Below are 18,070 nucleotides of genomic sequence, written 5' to 3' on the forward strand. Positions count from 1 at the left end.
AAGTGATGGAATGAGAGATATAAAAAAATTTTTACAAAAATTACGTCCCGTACAACTCATTGTTTTGTTTTATTTATTAGCAGTAGTCGTATCGGTGATATTGCTTAGTTTACCGTTTGTTACGAAGGATGGTGTGAAATGGACGTTTATCGACGCCTTATTTACATCTGTTAGTGCGGTAAGTGTTACGGGATTGTCTGTTGTTACGATTCCAGATACATTTACTACGGCAGGAATTATTGTTCTAGCCCTAATTTTACAATTAGGCGGCTTAGGAATTATGGCGCTTGGTACATTCGTTTGGATCATAACGGGGAAAAAGATTGGTTTGCAGCGAAGAAGATTAATTATGGCAGACCATAATCAAGGGAATTTATCGGGTCTTGTAGAATTGATGCGTTCTATTTTAATTGTAATTATTTCGATAGAGCTCATTGGAGCAATACTGTTGGGTACAAGATTTTTACTTTACTTCCCGACTTGGCAAGAAGCTTATTTTCACGGTTTCTTTGCTGCTGTTAGTGCAACTACGAACGGAGGATTTGATTTAACTGGACAATCACTGATTCCGTACAAAAAGGATTATATTGTTCAAATGATTCATATGTTACTTATTATTTTAGGAGCTATCGGCTTCCCGGTGTTAATGGAAGTAAAGCAATTCCTTAGTAAAAGGCGACAGCAACTATTTCGTTTTTCATTATTTACGAAATTAACGACAACGACATTTTTTGCACTCGTTGTCGTTGGAACAATTATGATTTTTCTATTAGAACGAAATCATTTTTTAGCAGGAAAGTCATGGCATGAAACGATATTTTATACATTATTCCAATCTGTGACGACGCGAAGCGGTGGACTCGCTACGATGGATATACGTGAATTGTCACAACCGACGCTTTTATTTATGAGTATATTGATGTTTATAGGAGCATCTCCAAGTTCGGTTGGGGGCGGGATTCGTACAACAACATTTGCTGTTAATATATTATCTTTATATACATTTGCTAGGGGCGGGAGAACAGTCCGAGTCTTCAAACGTCAGATACATGAAGAAGATGTACTGAAAGCATCTGTTGTTATGACGATGGGGATTTTATTATGTGCCTCAGCGCTATTTATTTTATCTATTACAGAAAATGTACCACTTATGAGCTTAATAGTGGAAGTTTGTTCTGCTTTTGGGACGACGGGACTATCAACAGGTATTACTCCAGATTTAACAACTGTTGGTAAACTTGTACTCATTGTACTTATGTTTATCGGACGCGTCGGTATTTTAACATTTATATTGGCTAGTGGCGGAAGAGAGCAGCCACCTCGCTATAAATATCCGAAAGAGCGAATCATTATTGGATAGTATGAAACCATTCTACCTACGTTAGGTAGAATGGTTTTTTAGTCGTTAATGCCAAATTGCGGATGCATAAAAGCTTCATTTTTATTATCAACTTCATTTTTTAGCAACTCTTGATTTTCTTCTGAAATCCATCCAATATCATTTGTGGGGTGTACCCATTCTTTCCCAGCCATAATGGCAGGATCTACTTCATCGCTCCAATTATTAAGAGGACTGTTAGTGGAATCGTATTTACTGTCTCCAATTACAACATCATATTGATTTATAAAAGGTTGTTGCATCTTTTTTCCTGTGCCTTTAAAAGATGGAAAGTTCATTTGATGCGGGAGCGTCTCGTCTAAAATTGGCGATTGGATCGTTTCTTTCTCCTTCAAAGTTATCGCTCCTTTTTGTAATGGCTTGTTCGTATGTAGTATTTCCATATATAAGCTCTTATGTACTTGTTAACACTTGCCAGTAATAATTATTGCGGGTTGTTTCAAACTAGAATAGAAAGTTATTTCTTGAGAGCAGGTGAATGTATTGGCGAAAAGAAAAGTGAAACAAAATGCGGCAATCAACAATAATAAAACTCCGAAAGAAAGCTTACCAGATGCAGAATTTGCATTAGAGTATGAAGGAGAAAATAGTGCGAAGTATGCAAATCGTAATTCAAAAAAAGGTAAACAAAAATGAGGCGTTTTTTACAAACGCCTCATTTTTTTGTGGGATTATAAAGGTTTTTTTAATTATTTGTAAATTTGGTGTTTAGTATTGGCAGAAAAATGTGAAAAAACACAGAAGTAGCAACGTATTACACAAAAACAACCAACAAACAAAAGATTAATGTTGGTTTAATACTGCTTTTACACTAGTTGTTTATATTTGAGTTGTACATAAGATTTGTAAAAGGAGAGAGAAACAGTGAAAAAAACAATCTTTAAAGCTGTAGCAACTGGAATGGTATTTTCGTTATTAATGGGGTGTGGTGCAAAGAAAGAAGAAAGTGCTGGAGCAAAAGTGAAAGATGATAAATTATCTGGATCATTAACTGTTTACACAGCGATTGAAGAAGAGCTTGTACCAATTTATCTTGATTCTTTCAAAAAGAAGTACCCAGATGTGAAGTTGAACATTGTTCGTGATTCAACAGGAGTTATTACAGCGAAATTACTTGCTGAAGGAAAAAATACACAAGCAGATGTTGTATGGGGAACTGCGGCGTCTAGTCTATTAGCTTTAGAGAAAAAAGATATGTTAAAAGAATACTCTCCAAAAGGAGCAGATCGTGTCCTTCCGCAATTTAAAGATGATAAGAAACCTGAAAAATGGGTAGGTAATACAGCATTTATGACGGGAATTGCAGTGAATAAAGAAGAGTTAAAGAAGAAAAATTTACCGATGCCAGAATCATATGAAGATTTAACGAAACCGGAATATAAAGGAACGCTTGTTATGCCACATCCGGCTTCTTCTGGAACAGGATTTTTAACAGTTTCTGCATGGCTACAAATCATGGGTGAAGAAAAAGGCTGGGATTACATGAAGAAACTTCATGATAATATGGCATCTTATACGCATTCAGGTTCAAAACCAGCGAAATTAGCAGGAGCAGGTGAATATCCAGTTGGTGTATCAATGGTTTATAGTGCGTTAAAAGAGAAACAAAAAGGTGCACCAGTTGAAGTTGTACTGCCGAAAGAAGGATTAGGCTGGGAAGTAGAAGCGAACGCACTTATTAAGAAAGATAATGCTAAAAATGATAAATTAGCACAAGCATTTTTAGACTGGGCAATTACAGATGATGTAATGAAGTTATACTTCGAGAAAAATGGATTTGCGACAATTAAAAATGATTATAAACTTCCAGATGGATTCCCTAAAGATGTTACTGAAAAATTATACAAAAAGAATGATTTCAAATGGGCAGCAGAAAATCGTGACAAAATTTTAGAGCGTTGGGAAAAAGAGTTTGGCCAAAAAGCAGAACCGAAAAAGTAAGTGAGTGGGAGAGAGAAAAATGAGCGAATATTTATCAATTCAACACATTCAAAAAAAGTTTGATGCATTTACAGCGTTAAAAGATATTTCTTTTACTGTGAAAAAAAATGAGTTTGTTTGTTTATTAGGCCCAAGTGGTTGTGGGAAAACGACGTTGCTTCGTATTTTAGCTGGGCTAGAAGAACCAACGACAGGCAGTATAGCTGTGAATGGAAAAGATATTACAGCATTGCCGCCTGGAAAAAGGAATTTTGGAATGGTTTTTCAATCGTATGCACTATTTCCAAATTTAACAGCACTTGAAAACATTGAATACGGCTTAAAGACAAAAAAATATGGAAAAGCAGAAGTAAAAGAGAAAGCACTTTCCGCATTAGAACTTGTAGATTTGCTGAATGTAAAAGATAAATATCCTGCTCAAATGTCTGGTGGACAACAGCAGCGAGTAGCACTTGCACGTGCGCTCGCTCTGTCTCCTGACATTTTGTTACTTGATGAGCCGTTATCTGCTTTAGATGCAAAAGTGCGTGAAAAGTTGCGTAGAGAACTGCGTGATTTGCAAGAAAAAGTAGGAGTAACAACTATTATGGTAACGCATGATCAAGAAGAGGCATTAACGATGGCTGATAAAATTGTTGTAATGAATCATGCGGAAATTATGCAGATTGGAACACCAGAGGAGATTTATCAAAGACCAGCAAATCCGTTTGTGGCAGATTTTATTGGTTCTATTAATTTCTTTTCGAAAAATAACGAAGAACATGCAATTCGTCCTGAACATGTAACAGTTGTACAAAATAATGGTATGAAAACAGTTGTAGAAAGCATGGAATTTCGCGGATCTGTATACCGGGCGGAAGTGCGGGTCATAGAAGAGAAAACGCATCTTTATAATGAGAAAATTGTAGTGGATATATTGGCATCAGAAGTAGAAAAAAATGCTATTAGAAAAGGGAAGCCAATTCAAATCTCTTTCTCAGAAAATCATATGCTGTCATATGGAAAGAAGGTCATTGTATAGATGGAGATGCTAGAAAACTATCAGGCAGCAAGTACGAAAAAAAAGATTAAGAGACGTATCGGAAAAGAGGAATGGATCCAAAGGCTAGTAATTATCGGTATGATACTTTCCTTTCTTATCATACTTGTATTACCGCTATTACAACTGTTTACACAAGCCTTTTACGATAAAGATGGAGCTTTCGTTGGTGCTGCGAATTTTAGTAAATATTTCACAACACCAACGCTAGTACAATCATTACAAAATACGATATGGATTTCGGGCGCTACAACAATTATTTCAGTTACACTCGCATTCGCTTACGCATATGCGATCGCTCGTACAAATGTTTTTGGAAAGCGCGTATTTCAATACGTAGCGTTATTACCATTATTTGCACCGACGATGATGCATGGTATTGCGCTTACATATTTATTTGGTAATCAAGGGTTAATAACGAAAGGGATGTTCGGTTTATTTGAAGGTATACAAATTCCTTTATACGGACCAGTAGGAATTGTAATGGCTGAAGTTATGTATACATTTCCGCAAGCATTTCTTATTTTATTAATTGCTTTCCAAGGTTCTGATTACCGTTTATATGAAGCTTCGAATATGTTAGGAGCGAGTAAAACAAAGCAATTTTTCACTGTTACTTTACCTAGTGTAAAGTACGGATTAATTAGTGCAATGTTCGTTGTGTTTACACTTAGTTTCACTGATTTTGGAGCACCAAAAATTGTTGGTGGACAATATAATGTGCTTGCAACTGATGTATACAAACAAGTAATTGGGCAACAAAATATGCCGATGGGTGCTACTGTCGGAATGATTTTATTAATCCCAGCTATATTTGCATTTGCAGTTGATCGTATTACACAAAGAAAGCAGGCGAACTTCTTATCTTCAAAAGCAGTACCATACAGAATAATAGCTAATAAGAAAAGAGATGTAATTTCATTTATATATTGTAGTGTAATTACACTTATGATTATTCTTTTGTTTGTTGCGGTTGGTATCGCTACAAGTGTGAAAGTATGGCCGTATAATATGAGTTTTACATTTGAGCATTTTAATTTTTCAAGTTTAACAGGAGATGGACTTGAAGCGTTTAAAAATAGCGTAATTGTCTCAGCAGTTACAGCGGTTATTGGGGCGATTTTAACATTTATATTCGCATATGCAATTGAGAAAATAGACCAGCTACAATTTTTCCGAAAAACAGGTTACTTTTTCTCTATCGTGCCTTTAGCAATTCCAGGTTTAGTACTTGGATTAGGATACGTCTTTTTCTTTAGTCAGCCAACGATTCAAATTCTTGGACTATCAGTAACGAATCCGTTTCATTCTTTATATGGAACAATCGCTGTGTTAGTACTAGTAAATATCATTCATTTTTATTCTGTAACATTCGTTACGGCAACAACAGCTTTAAAGAAACTTGACCGAGAGTTTGAGCTTGTTTCGCAGTCGATGGGTATTCCGTTTTATAAAACATTCTTCCGAGTAACAGTACCGATGTGTTTACCAGCCATTTTAGAAATGGTTATGTACTACTTCGTAAATTCAATGGTAACTGTCTCAGCGGTCGTATTCTTATATGCAGCTGATTTTAAGCTAGCTGCCGTATCAATCGTAAATATGGATGATGCAGGAAATGTGGCACCAGCTGCCGCGATGAGTGTACTTATTGTTGTTACGAATATTGTAGTGAGAGTCTTATATGAATGGGGAACGAAAGCACTTCGTAACCGAACCTCACAATGGCAAAAAAGCTAAATAAGAAGGGTGATGGATAGAATGAAAATTGAAGCAGTTATTTTTGATTGGGCAGGTACGACAGTTGATTACGGATGTTTTGCACCACTGGAAGTATTCATAAAAATTTTTCGTAAACGTGGTGTTAAAATTACAGATGAAGAAGCCCGTAAACCGATGGGATTATTAAAGATCGATCATGTAAGGGCACTAACAGAAATGCCTCGTATTGCAAATGAGTGGGAGCGTGTTTTTGGACAATTACCGACAGAAGCAGACATTCATGAGATGTATGAAGAGTTTGAAGAAATACTCTTTACTATTTTGCCAAGTTATGCTGATCCAATTGATGGAGTGAAAGAAGTGGTTGCTTCATTACGTAAAAGAGGCCTTAAAATTGGATCAACAACTGGCTATACGAGAGAAATGATGGATATTGTGGCAAAAGAAGCAGAAATACAAGGGTATAAACCTGATTTTCTTGTGACGCCAGATGATGTTCCAGCAGGCCGTCCATACCCATGGATGTGTTATAAAAATGCGATGGAACTTGGTGTGTATCCAATGAATCATATGATAAAAGTCGGGGACACTGTGTCAGATATGAAAGAGGGCAGAAATGCTGGGATGTGGACTGTTGGCGTAATTCTTGGTAGTAGTGAACTTGGTTTAAGCGAGTGGGCAGCTGAAACTATGGATCCGGTAGAACTTCGTGAAAAAATGGAAGTAGTTCGAAAGCGTTTCGTTGAAAACGGGGCGCATTTTACGATTGAGACGATGCAGGAACTGGGGAACGTAATTGAACAGATCGAGAAACAAGAATTTATTATTTCATAAAAGGGGCGTAGGATCATGAATGAAAATCACTACTTATTATTAACGCCAGGACCATTGACGACAACAAAAACGGTAAAAGAAGTTATGTTATACGATTGGTGTACGTGGGATGTTGAATATAACACGATGGTACAGGAAGTAAGGGTTAAACTTGTATCGTTAGCAACGAAGGAAGAAGAGAAATATACAACAGTATTAATGCAAGGAAGCGGGTCATTTTCAGTTGAAGCGGTAATTGGCTCTGTTATTCCTAAAAGCGGAAAACTTCTCGTTTGTACAAATGGTGCATACGGAAAGCGCATTGTGCAAATGGCAGAGATGTTACATATAGATGTGGTGGTCAGTCAAACAGAAGAGTGGGAACCTACTAATATTGTAGAGGCTGAAAAGTTATTGCAAGAAGATAAAGAGATTACTCATATTGCAGTTGTTCATTGTGAAACAACAACAGGCATTATAAACCCAATTGTAGATGTATGTAAATTAGGAAAGCAGTACGGAAAGGTTACAATTGTTGATGCAATGAGTAGTTTTGGCGGGATTGAAATAGACATTGCTGATTTACAAATTGATTTTTTAATTAGCAGTGCGAATAAGTGTATTCAAGGTGTTCCAGGATTTGGATTTGTAATCGCAAAGCGTGATGAATTGCTGAAGTGTAAAGGGCAAGCCCGTTCTTTATCTCTTGATTTATATGATCAATGGGAAACGATGGAAGAGCAAAATGGGAAATGGCGTTTTACTTCACCAACACATGTTGTACACGCTTTTTATCAGGCATTGCTTGAATTAGAAGAAGAAGGCGGAGTAAGAGCGCGTTACAATCGATATTACAACAATCAAAGGCTATTAGTTAATAGAATGAAAGAAATTGGTTTTCGAGCGCTAGTAGATGAGAAATATCAATCTCCTATTATTACATCTTTCATTTATCCAGAAGAGAGATTCGAGTTTCAACAGTTGTATAACGAGTTAAAGCGTTATGGATTTGTTATTTATCCTGGGAAAATTTCGAAAGTAGATACGTTCCGCATTGGAAATATCGGTGATGTACATGAAGAAGATATTAATCGCTTAGTTGATAGTATTGCTAAAGGAGTCGTTATAGGATGAAAGTATTTTGCTTAGGTGGAGCAGGTAAAATTTGTCGGGAAGCAATTTTGGATTTAGTTCAATATTCATCATTTGAGACGATTACAGTAGCCGATTTTAATGAGGAAGAGGGCCTTAAAGTAGTAAAATGGCTCAATGATCCTCGTGTTGATTTTGTGAAAGTAGATGTAACAAATCATGAGGATACAGTTGCAAAAATGAAAGGCTATGACATTGTTATGGACGGTACGACGATAAAGTTAAATGGCTTGTCTACTCGCTGTATTGCAGATGCTGGCTGTCACGGTGTGAACTTAAATGGATTTGGTGAAGAAAATGAATCCCATTCTATATTTGTTCAAAACGAAAAAACATGTCTACCTGGATTTGGTATGACGCCAGGTGTAACGCAAATGATGGCCATGCATGCAGCAAATCAGTTAGATACGGTGGAGTCTGTTCGTGTAAGCCACGGTTCGTATCGTCCAATTGCTTTTTCTGCATCAATTACAGAAACAACGACATATGAATATGATCCACATTTACCATCGCGTACAGTGTATGAAGATGGTGAGTTTAAGCAAGTACCTCCGTTTGCGCGCCCGAGAGAAATTGAATTGCCAGCGCCTTATGGTAAAACAACGCAGTATATCATTCCGCATTCTGAAACGATTACGTTAGCAAAGGCGCTAGAAGATAAAGGCATCAAACTGATAGAGACGAGAGGAACTTGGCCGCAGCAAAACATGCAGCTCGTACGTGCTTTATATGATTACGGCATATTGCGTAATGATCAGATTGAAATAAATGGTAAAGAGATTGGTATTATGGATTGCATTTCGAAGTATCTACTAAAATCGAAGGAAGGACAAGAAACAGAGCTTTATGGTTATGCACTTCATGTAGAGGTAGTAGGTATGAAAAATAATCAAAAACAGCGACATGTGTTATACCATACGCATCCGCTATCTGATGGTTCTGTAGTAGGCTGGGAGAAGTTAAGAGCTTATACAAGAAATGTTGGAATCCCATTTGGAATCGCTACAGAGTTAATTGCAAAAGGAGTAGTTAATAAAGTTGGTGTTATTACTCCTGAATTCGCTTTTGAAAATCCACAAATGATTTTTGATGAACTAGAAAAGCGTGGTATTCATATTCATGAAGAGATTTCTACTTACAAAGAAAATTATAACTTTGTATAAGCAAGGAAGTTTATGAGATAGATATAAATGGGGTGAAGCTATGTCTGTAGTAGGAGAAGAAAGAAAGCGAACTATTCTTGAAAAGGTAGAGTTTAAAGGGAAAGTGAAGGTTTCAGAATTAGCGAGAGAATTTGCTGTATCAACAGAAACAATTCGTCGGTATTTAGAAGAATTAGATCGTGAAAAAAAATTGAAGAAAGTATATGGTGGAGCCGTTCAACTTCCGGGAGCTGGGATAGAGGCACCAATGTTAGAACGAGAGATGTTGCATATAGAAGAGAAGAAAAGAATTGGGTATAAAGCAGCAACGTTTGTGGAAGATGGTGATGTTATTGCGATTGATGATGGAAGTACACCGCTTCAAATGGTACCATATCTTGTTCATCGTAAAAATTTAACGATTGTTACGAGCTCTTTTCCAGTAGCGACACAATTAATTTCTTCTATTAATAAAAAGATGTTTCACGGTGAAGTTTTATTTATAGGCGGGAAAGTATCTCCAAAACATTCACGTGTGTCGGGATCTATTTCGCAGCAAGTAATCCATCAATTTCATTTTCATAAAGCATTCGTTTCGATTGATGGGTTATTGCCTAGTTTTGGAGTTTCCAGCTTTGAATTAGAAAAAGCGAAACTGTCAGAAGCGATGATGAAATTAGCGGAAAAAACATATATTCTATGTGATCATACAAAGGTAGGTGTAAAGGGAAATTATCGAATAGCAGCATTTTCTCGTATTCAACACGTCATTTGTGATAAGAAAATGCCTTATAGTTTTGAAGAAGAAGTCAAAAGGCATAATATTCAATGGACAGTGTGCTAAATAAAGTGAAAGTATCGAGACATCCGCTTAATTTTTAGGAGGGTGTCTTATTGTCCACAAATAAAGGGATAAAAGATTTGCATTTACGCAAGAAATGGACACATTTTCTTACTTCCTTCATATAATTTACCAATATAAAAAAAGTTGGTCGGAGGAAAGAAGGGGTAATATGTCAGAAAGGATTTATAACAAACTGGTATTGTATACAAATATCTTACAAAAAATCGGTGTAATTAATGAGAAGGAAAAAAGTGAAATTCTTCATACATTAAGTAAAAAAGCCCTTTGAATAAAGGGTTTTTTATTTTTTTTCTTTGAAAATATAAATTTAATGTAATATTCTCATTGACAATGATAATGAGTTTCATTATCATTTATTTGTGAGTAATTGATAATTTTTATCAATTAAATAATTATATACGATAGGAGATATTATTTTGAAAAAAAATTATATTAAGGCGCTAGTAGTAGCAACAACATTAGCAATTCCATTTGCTGCGTATTCTACTCCAGCATTAGCAGCAATAAAAATTGAAGCAAACCAGTCGGTAGCAGCAGCGAGTGATCGCACGTATGATACTGAGATTAAAATTTATAAGGATCAAAAAGACGAGCCATCTATGGTTTCTCAATACATAAAAAATCCTAAAGTAGCGATTGAAGACGGGAAAAAAATTGTTACTGTAACCGTACAAGATAGCGATTATTTTCAATATCTTAGAATAGAGGATAAAAACCAACCTGGTGTATTTCATGATGTGAAAGTTTTGTCAGAAGATAAGAGGAAAAATGGAACGAAAGTAGTTCAATTTGAAATTGGCGAGTTTGAGAAGAAGCATAATATGCAAATGCATATACTTATTCCGGCTATTGGATATGACCATAAATATCAAGTTCAGTTTGAAATTGTAGATCCGGCTTTAGACAACAAAGAAACTGAAAACCCAGATGATAATTCTAATTCAGGTAATACGGAAACAGATGATCAAGTCGACAGTCAAAATATGATAACAGATAAAAAGTTAAGAGAACTTGTTAATAAAAAGGTATTTAATAGAAAAGATGTAGATACACCAATTACGAAAGAGGAATTATTACAAGTAAAAGACTTGTTTTTAAATACGAATGAGATTCTTGATTATAGTGCATTAAAATATATGCCAAATTTAAAGTCTTTAACAGTTGCAAATGCGAAGATAAAAGATTCGTCATTCTTTACGAACTTAAAGCAATTGAAACATTTGGCTTTACGCGCTAATGAAATTGTAGATGTAACACCACTTGTTAAGATGGATAATTTAGAATCTCTTGATTTAAGTAATAATAAAATTACGAACGTGGCACCACTAACGGAAATGAAAAATGTAACAAGTTTATATTTAGCAGGAAATCAAATTGAGGATGTAGCACCATTAGCGAAAATGGAACAATTAGATTACTTGAATGTGGCAAACAATAAAATTTCAAATGTTGCTCCGTTAAGTAAGTTGAAAAATGTAACGTACTTATCTTTAGCAGGAAATCAAATTGAAGATATTACACCGCTTTATACGTTACCGTTAAAAGATTTAGTATTAACACGTAATAAAGTGAAAGATTTATCAGGCATTGATCAATTGAATCAATTACAAGAGTTATGGATTGGGAAAAATGAAATAAAAGATGTTACTCCTCTAAGTAAGATGACACAGTTGAAAGTTTTAAACTTACCTAACAATGAGATAAAGGATATTACTCCTTTATCAAGTCTAGTAAACTTACAAAAACTTGATTTAGAAGCAAATTATATTTCAGACTTAACACCAGCTAGCAATTTGAAAAAGTTAGTATTTCTAAGTTTTGTTGCAAATGAAATCCGTGATGTTCGACCAGTTATAGAGCTAAGTAAAACAGCTTACATCAATGTTCAAAATCAAAAAGTATTTTTAGAGGAAACAGAAATAAATAAAGAAGTGAAAGTACCAGTATACGAAAAAGATGGTAAAATCTCTACAAAAATTCGTTTGAGGAGTGAAGGTGGTACGTATAGTAACGATGCAGTGAAGTGGAGTACACCAGGTGAGAAAGTATATGAATTTGGTGTGAAAGACCCATTTGCGGATACAGGAATTTTCTTTACTGGTTCTGTGATTCAAAATGTTGTAAATGAAAAAGTAGCCGAAGAAGTAATAGAATTTAAAGATGTACCAAAGGGCCATTGGTCAGAGAAAGCAATTAATCATTTAGCGAAAGAAAAGTTATTTGTAGGTTATGGAAATGGACAATTTGGATTTGGTGACAACATTACTCGTGGTCAAGTAGCAGTTTTAATACAAAAGTACTTGAAGTTGGAGCAAAATGTAGAACAGAAAACGAAGTTCACAGATACGAGAGGAAATATGTATGAAGGGGCTATTGAGGCAGTTACACAAGCCGGAATTATGACGGGCGATGGTAATGGTACGTTCCGTCCAGATGGAGTATTAACTCGATATGAAATGTCAGTAGTACTACAAAAAGTATTCCAGTTAAAGGAAAATAAAAATAGTGTAGAGGGCTTTAAAGATGTACCAAAGGGTCATTGGGCAGAAGGATATGTGAAAGCTTTAGCGGACAATGATATATCAAAAGGCGATGGGAAAGGAAACTTTTTAGGTGATGACTTCGTAACACGTGAACAGTATGCGCAGTTTTTGTATAACGCAATAATGAAATAAAAAATAAGAAAAATACGTTATTCTTTAAATAAGAAGAATAACGTATTTTTTATGTACGAAATGAAGAGGACAATAAGTATATGAATGGCCCATTTTATAGAAGAGCTGTGAAACCATATTGACAAAAAAGCATTCTCATGTGATAATTCAATTAAATTTTTAGAATAATCAAAAAATATTCCTTTTACATAAAAAGGATTCGAACCTTATATGAATATTACGCCGGGGGTGACGAAATGTTATTTTTTCTGAAGAAATGGAATGAATTAAAAGATGTGAAGTCTGAATTGGCACTTCGTGATTGGTTTTATGGTACAAAGATTAGTTTATCGTTATGTACGTCAAAAGAGCCATTAACTTTTTTAGTGAATGTCGAGGGAAGAGATAAAGGGTTATTTTCAGAGGAAGATTTTATTGTCGTAAATTGCATGTGTGAGCCAGTCTTTGAAAATGAAGAAAAACCAGCTGCTGAGTCATTTATGCATGCGGATATTTATAAAAAAAGTAGTGCAGAATGTATTTTACAAGTGCAGACTGTAGATAGTCATTTAATATCAGAGTTATATGGAAAAGAAGGAGAAGTAACATTCGATAAACGCAGTGTGGAACGTGTTTTTGGAAAAGAAGGTATAATAGAAATGACAATTCCAATTGTAGAAGATGAAAAAAAATTCGCTGATTTATTAGAAAGTAATGTTCCGAATTTTATTGAAGGTGGAGGAGTAGTTCTAGTTCATAATTATGGTATGATCGTGTGGGGAAAAACGCCAGAAGAAGCGAAAAAATGGCTAGAGGGTATAGAATATTTAATGAACTATCACGTAAAGTTGTTAATGATTAAAGGTGCGAAAAGTTCTGTTATATAAAAAAGTTTGTGATGCTGTTACAAGTCAATAAATAAATGAAAGCGTTTTAAAAATAATTTCACTCATAAAATATAGGTCTCCTTATTATATATAGATTACATGTTGACATGTAAGGAGGAACATATTTTGCGAGTTAAATATCATTTTCTGCCAAAACAGCAAGTAACCTTTTGCAAAATGAACGATTCCGGTGAAGAGGCTTTGCAAATTATGAATGAAACGGGATTTCGAGCAATCCCTGTATTAGCAGAAGATGAGAAGAAATTCATGGGGATTATTTATAAAGTAGATTTATTAGAAAAGAAGTGCAATAGCGGCTTAGAGAAATTAAGTGCAGGAGATATGCTGGAAGACTCCTCTGCATTTATTTTTGAAAAGGATTCTTTCTTCAGAGCATTTTATGTTATTCGTCGTCTACCGTTTTTATCGGTTTTAAATGATTATAATGAATTTGTCGGTATCTTAACACATTCTAATGTATTTGATGTTATTGAAGATTCATTTGGTATGCAGACGGGTGGGTATATATTAACAATTGCAACACAAGATTGTAAAGGAACGATTAAAGAACTTGGGACATTGTTAAAAGCATATAATATCGGTGGAATGTTTACGCTAGATAACGGCGATCAATATATTCGCCGTGTTATTGTAAATATAACAGATGAGTTAAAGGAAAACAAATTAAAGCAATTAATCGAAAAAATAGAGAAAAAAGGTTTTAGGGTGAGTCATGTAGATTATATTTAAGTTAAAAAGAAGGTACCTATCTGCTATATGTAGATTGGTACCTTTTTTAATGTGAGTAATGAATCTTATTTTGAAACAGGAGGTGGAGATAATGCTAAATCAGATAAAAAAATAAAGTCTGCATGCTCGCGAATTTTAGGAATAGAAGTTTCTATAACACGCGATGTAATTTCACCTGGAGGCCCAACATGTCCGATAGCTACCATAATGGGTTTTTCTTGAATTTTTTTGATGAGTAATTGGGCTTGTTTTGAAATATGTCCTGCTGTATACACATCATCAAAAAATAGTTGGTTTTCAATAATAGGCACTCCTAATTCTTTTCCGATTTTTGGGACGACACTATTAGGGTTTGTTTTGCTATCTAAATAAAATAAACCGTGCTTTTTACAAGCTGCAAGTATAAGTCGTACAATTCTTTCGTCCGCTGTTACTTTTGACCCCATATGATTGTTCATTCCAATTGCATGCGGTACTTCTTGAATCGCTTGTTCGAGTCGATTGTTTATTTCTTCATCACTTAGATCAGTTGTAATTGCTTTTGGTCCAAGCCATTCTTTTTTACCTTTAATAGGTTCCATTGGCATATGTATAATAACTTCGTGTCCTTTTTTATGGGCTGCTATTGCGTCTTCTTTTGTGGAAGGAAGAAAAGGCATAACAGCAACAGTCAGTGGAATGGGAAGTGATAACATTTTATCAGTTCCCTTCATATTATTGCCGAAGTCATCAATGACAATGGCTACTTTATTCGTATGAGCATTTGCTTGAATCGGAAACAAGAAGGATGGTAAGAACATAGTGAAAATGAGCACTGCAATCGTATATTTGCGCATATAAATATTTCCTTTCTATTTTATCAATCATCATTATGTTTTACGTTTTTATATAAATTAAACAAAAAATGTCGAAGAAAAGTGTGTCAAAAATAGAGAATCCGCTATTTAATTGGTATTTGTAAAAAAAGAAGATGAAAAAAATGTCTATTATTGCGAATGTATTTACAAAGATAGAATAATTTGTAATAATTCTCAAAGTGAGGGTAAAGATTTGTAAATTACAGGGAGAAAATGTTAAATTTTCTGATTCTTCAAATTTACATATGATTAAGCGGTTAAAAGGTTAATGGAGAAGTGAAGAGCATGGAAGTATACTAAGGGGGATATGGATGTTTACTGTAAAAAGGAAGTACACATTAGAAAAGCTTTCACGTGATATTCATATGAAACGTGAAGAAATGATTCAATTAGGATTAACAAGTGGGTTAAATAGTATGGAGACAATTCAAGTTAGTCAAGAGTTGGACAAGCTTATTTTACAGTACCTGCGTTATAAAGAAAAACAAACACCGAAATGGTTTTCAATTATAAAGGTACCTATTTTTCAAATCGGGTATGAAGGGAAATCAAGTAATTTTTGGCGAATGCTTGTGGCTGGTTTTATGAAATAAGTATAATTATCCTTTCGGGATAAGGATAATTATACTATGTGTAACGGAATCTCGATATGAACTGTCGTTCCTTCGTTTTCTATACTGTCAATAAAAATATGCCCATTGTACATCTCTACAATTCGTTTACATATGACAAGTCCAAGACCTGTTCCAGTATCTTTATTAGTAAAGAACGGATGAAAGAGGTGTTTTTGAATATGTTTCGGAATCCCTTTTCCAGTATCTGTAATTTGCAATTGTGCGTGTGTTTCATTGTTTGTTACGACAATGGTTAGTGTATCACTAGAAGTCATGGCTTCAATTGCATTTTTTGTAATGTTTAAAACCACTTGTTTCATATGGTCTTTTGAGCACCGAATATGAACAGGATGATCTGGCAAATGTAAATGGAATACAATGTTATGTAGATTCGCCTCTGATTGAATAATCAATGCTACCTCATTTAGAATTGTTCTTACATCATATGTTTGTTCAATGATGGCAGTTGGTTTTCCAAGAATAAGAAATTCGCTTACAATTTCATTAATTCGTTCTATTTCTTGTTCAATGATGGAAAAGTAGAACTGATCTTGCTCTTCTTTATATTTCTCTTTTAATAGTGCGACGAGTCCTTTAATTCCGGTAAGGGGATTACGGATTTCATGGGCTGTACTAGCTGCGAAAGTTCCAACCAATTCAATTTTTTGTAGTTCATTTTGTTGTCTTTCTAGTTTTGTTTGACGTTTTAACAACATATATTGAGCAAGTAAAAATATAATAGACAATAAAAATAAAGTAGCTATACATTCAATTGAAACTAACTGGTATAAAGTTTGTTGATCAATAGGTAACGGAGCAACAGAGACCTTCCAATTTAATCTTTGGAGTGGGGTAGTAAGCATGCTAGGATGCTCATTTCTTGTTTCATTATTATCATCAGTTAGAAAAACTACATCATGTTTATCAGTCACTTCGAAATGATATTGTGGTTTAATAGCATTTAAAGAGGATGAAATGTAGTCAAAGCGTAAACTTGCTAATAATAACCCGGAGAGTTCCTTTTGTCTATTAAATATTGGTGAGGCAATTATAATAGCTTGATGTCCAAGAACGCGATCCGTAATAACTGATGATACAGTTGTTTTCTTAGATTGCAATGCATCTTGGATATATTGGCGGTCAGAAACGTCAATAGGCGGCGATTCGCCTTGTTGCGATGCGATTGTAATTATCCCATCTGTTGTAGCGTAATATAAACCGGAAAAACGTTCATCATTCCCATCCGTATCATATACAATCTGTTTAATCCCATTGATGTTTCCGGTTTCGGTCCCTACGACTTTTGCGAGCATTTCTAAGGCTGATATAGCTTCACCGAGGTGATGGTCTAAATAGTCTCTATATAAAAAGAGAACAGTGTGAGCAGATTGTTTGTTTTTCTCGTTCATTTGATAGGTGTGATACGAAAAAAATGTGGCACCGATTCCTATTGTTGGCAGTATAACAAGCAGTATGTAAAAAACTATGCTTTGTAATTTGACTTTCAAATTTGGTACTCCTTCTTTTTTTATTATCATTATATATAAACTATGTTAAAATTGTCATGTTTTTATTCAAGAATCATTTGCATTACATTAGGGAAAGGGATGGGTGACTATTCATTCGGTAGTTGTAATGAGGTGCTACGTTGCTTTTCTTTTTGTTGCGGAGAATTTAAGTGAAGGGTTGAAAGCTGTATGACATCAAATAATGAACGAGAAGATATTTCTCAATCTTTAAAAGTATTTATTGCATTATCCCGTGTACATCGTTCTGTTATGGATATTACAAATAAATCCATACAAAGTAACGGATTAAATCCAACAGAGTTTGCTGTATTAGAACTACTATATCATAAAGGGGGCCAACCACTTCAACAAATCGGTGAGCGTATTTTAATAGCTAGTGGCAGTATTACATATGTTGTAGATAAGCTAGAAAAAAAAGGATTAGTCAAGAGAATCCCGTGCCCGAATGACAGACGTGTTATTTATGCGCAATTAACTGAGTCTGGGGAGAAGTTTATTGCTTCTATTTTTCCAGGGCATGAGCAAGTTATACATCAGTCTTTTGAAATGTTAACGAAAGAAGAAAAAGATGAATTACTCGATCTATTGAAAAAAATTGGACAGTATGAAAAATAATAATATGTTCCAAAGGAGCTTTGGATAAAGAAATCCAAGGCTTTTTTGTTTACATATAACCATGGTAGCATCTGCCTCATTTCGCTGGAAA

The 18,070-nt window shown here is 34.8% G+C and carries 17 protein-coding genes; 14 read left to right on the top strand and 3 right to left on the bottom strand.

Going from position 1 to position 18,070, the window contains the following annotated elements:
• Positions 1-10 precede the first annotated feature (10 nt).
• Positions 11-1,360 carry a TrkH family potassium uptake protein gene (locus tag MR065_RS05160; RefSeq protein WP_001204700.1) on the top strand — a complete coding sequence of 450 codons (1,350 nt, stop codon included), beginning with the start codon at positions 11-13 and terminating at the stop codon, positions 1,358-1,360.
• A gap of 38 nt (positions 1,361-1,398) precedes the next feature.
• Here the strand turns inward: MR065_RS05160 and MR065_RS05165 are convergent, their stop codons facing one another.
• Entirely contained in the window at positions 1,399-1,782 is a 384-nt protein-coding gene (locus MR065_RS05165; RefSeq protein WP_242212727.1) for a DUF3905 domain-containing protein, read from the bottom strand.
• Between the two features lie 100 nt (positions 1,783-1,882).
• On the opposite strand from MR065_RS05165, the gene MR065_RS05170 reads away from it, so the two are divergent.
• The 11 genes from MR065_RS05170 (at position 1,883) to cbpA (ending at position 14,364) form a co-directional block, all read left to right on the top strand.
• Positions 1,883-2,035 (top strand): hypothetical protein, encoded by a 153-nt coding sequence (locus MR065_RS05170; protein WP_061654694.1) that lies wholly within the window; start codon positions 1,883-1,885, stop codon positions 2,033-2,035.
• A 228-nt stretch (positions 2,036-2,263) separates the two neighbouring features.
• Positions 2,264-3,340 carry a putative 2-aminoethylphosphonate ABC transporter substrate-binding protein gene (locus tag MR065_RS05175; RefSeq protein WP_097903480.1) on the top strand — a complete coding sequence of 359 codons (1,077 nt, stop codon included), beginning with the start codon at positions 2,264-2,266 and terminating at the stop codon, positions 3,338-3,340.
• Positions 3,341-3,359: 19 nt separating this feature from the next.
• Complete coding sequence (locus MR065_RS05180; RefSeq protein ID WP_242212728.1) at positions 3,360-4,361, top strand: putative 2-aminoethylphosphonate ABC transporter ATP-binding protein; 1,002 nt, start codon at positions 3,360-3,362, stop codon at positions 4,359-4,361.
• Positions 4,362-6,119 (top strand): putative 2-aminoethylphosphonate ABC transporter permease subunit, encoded by a 1,758-nt coding sequence (locus tag MR065_RS05185; protein WP_242212729.1) that lies wholly within the window; start codon positions 4,362-4,364, stop codon positions 6,117-6,119.
• A 21-nt stretch (positions 6,120-6,140) separates the two neighbouring features.
• Positions 6,141-6,935, top strand: a complete 795-nt coding sequence (gene phnX / locus MR065_RS05190) for a phosphonoacetaldehyde hydrolase (RefSeq protein ID WP_242212730.1) — start codon at positions 6,141-6,143, stop codon at positions 6,933-6,935.
• Between the two features lie 15 nt (positions 6,936-6,950).
• Positions 6,951-8,048, top strand: coding sequence for a 2-aminoethylphosphonate--pyruvate transaminase (gene phnW, locus MR065_RS05195; protein ID WP_242212731.1), 1,098 nt, complete (start codon positions 6,951-6,953; stop codon positions 8,046-8,048).
• Positions 8,045-9,229, top strand: coding sequence for a saccharopine dehydrogenase family protein (locus MR065_RS05200; protein WP_242212732.1), 1,185 nt, complete (start codon positions 8,045-8,047; stop codon positions 9,227-9,229). The genes phnW and MR065_RS05200 overlap by 4 nt, the downstream gene beginning before the upstream one ends.
• A 40-nt stretch (positions 9,230-9,269) precedes the next feature.
• Positions 9,270-10,052 carry a DeoR/GlpR family DNA-binding transcription regulator gene (locus MR065_RS05205; RefSeq protein ID WP_242212733.1) on the top strand — a complete coding sequence of 261 codons (783 nt, stop codon included), beginning with the start codon at positions 9,270-9,272 and terminating at the stop codon, positions 10,050-10,052.
• A gap of 437 nt (positions 10,053-10,489) precedes the next feature.
• Complete coding sequence (locus MR065_RS05210) at positions 10,490-12,748, top strand: NEAT domain-containing leucine-rich repeat protein (RefSeq protein WP_242212734.1); 2,259 nt, start codon at positions 10,490-10,492, stop codon at positions 12,746-12,748.
• 236 nt (positions 12,749-12,984) lie between these two features.
• On the top strand, positions 12,985-13,614 hold the full coding sequence (locus MR065_RS05215) for a class II aldolase/adducin family protein (RefSeq protein WP_242212735.1): 630 nt from the start codon (positions 12,985-12,987) through the stop codon (positions 13,612-13,614).
• 126 nt (positions 13,615-13,740) lie between these two features.
• Entirely contained in the window at positions 13,741-14,364 is a 624-nt protein-coding gene (gene cbpA, locus MR065_RS05220; RefSeq protein ID WP_242212736.1) for a cyclic di-AMP binding protein CbpA, read from the top strand.
• A 65-nt stretch (positions 14,365-14,429) separates the two neighbouring features.
• Here cbpA and MR065_RS05225 read toward each other — a convergent pair whose 3' ends face one another.
• Positions 14,430-15,200: a divergent polysaccharide deacetylase family protein gene (locus tag MR065_RS05225; protein WP_088231334.1), complete on the bottom strand. Its 771-nt coding sequence runs from the start codon at positions 15,198-15,200 to the stop codon at positions 14,430-14,432.
• A 332-nt stretch (positions 15,201-15,532) separates the two neighbouring features.
• Between MR065_RS05225 and MR065_RS05230 the strand changes: the two genes are divergently transcribed.
• A complete protein-coding gene (locus tag MR065_RS05230; RefSeq protein ID WP_242212737.1) occupies positions 15,533-15,814 on the top strand; it encodes an aspartyl-phosphate phosphatase Spo0E family protein in 282 nt (93 codons plus the stop codon).
• Between the two features lie 29 nt (positions 15,815-15,843).
• Here the strand turns inward: MR065_RS05230 and MR065_RS05235 are convergent, their stop codons facing one another.
• Positions 15,844-17,343, bottom strand: a complete 1,500-nt coding sequence (locus MR065_RS05235) for an ATP-binding protein (RefSeq protein ID WP_242212738.1) — start codon at positions 17,341-17,343, stop codon at positions 15,844-15,846.
• Positions 17,344-17,532: 189 nt separating this feature from the next.
• Here MR065_RS05235 and MR065_RS05240 point away from each other — a divergent pair, with 189 nt between their 5' ends.
• Positions 17,533-17,979, top strand: a complete 447-nt coding sequence (locus tag MR065_RS05240; RefSeq protein ID WP_242212739.1) for a MarR family winged helix-turn-helix transcriptional regulator — start codon at positions 17,533-17,535, stop codon at positions 17,977-17,979.
• Positions 17,980-18,070: the final 91 nt, after the last annotated feature.

Source organism: Bacillus cereus group sp. BfR-BA-01383 (assembly GCF_022663495.1).
Classification (GTDB): Bacteria; Bacillota; Bacilli; order Bacillales; family Bacillaceae_G; genus Bacillus_A; species Bacillus_A cereus_AU.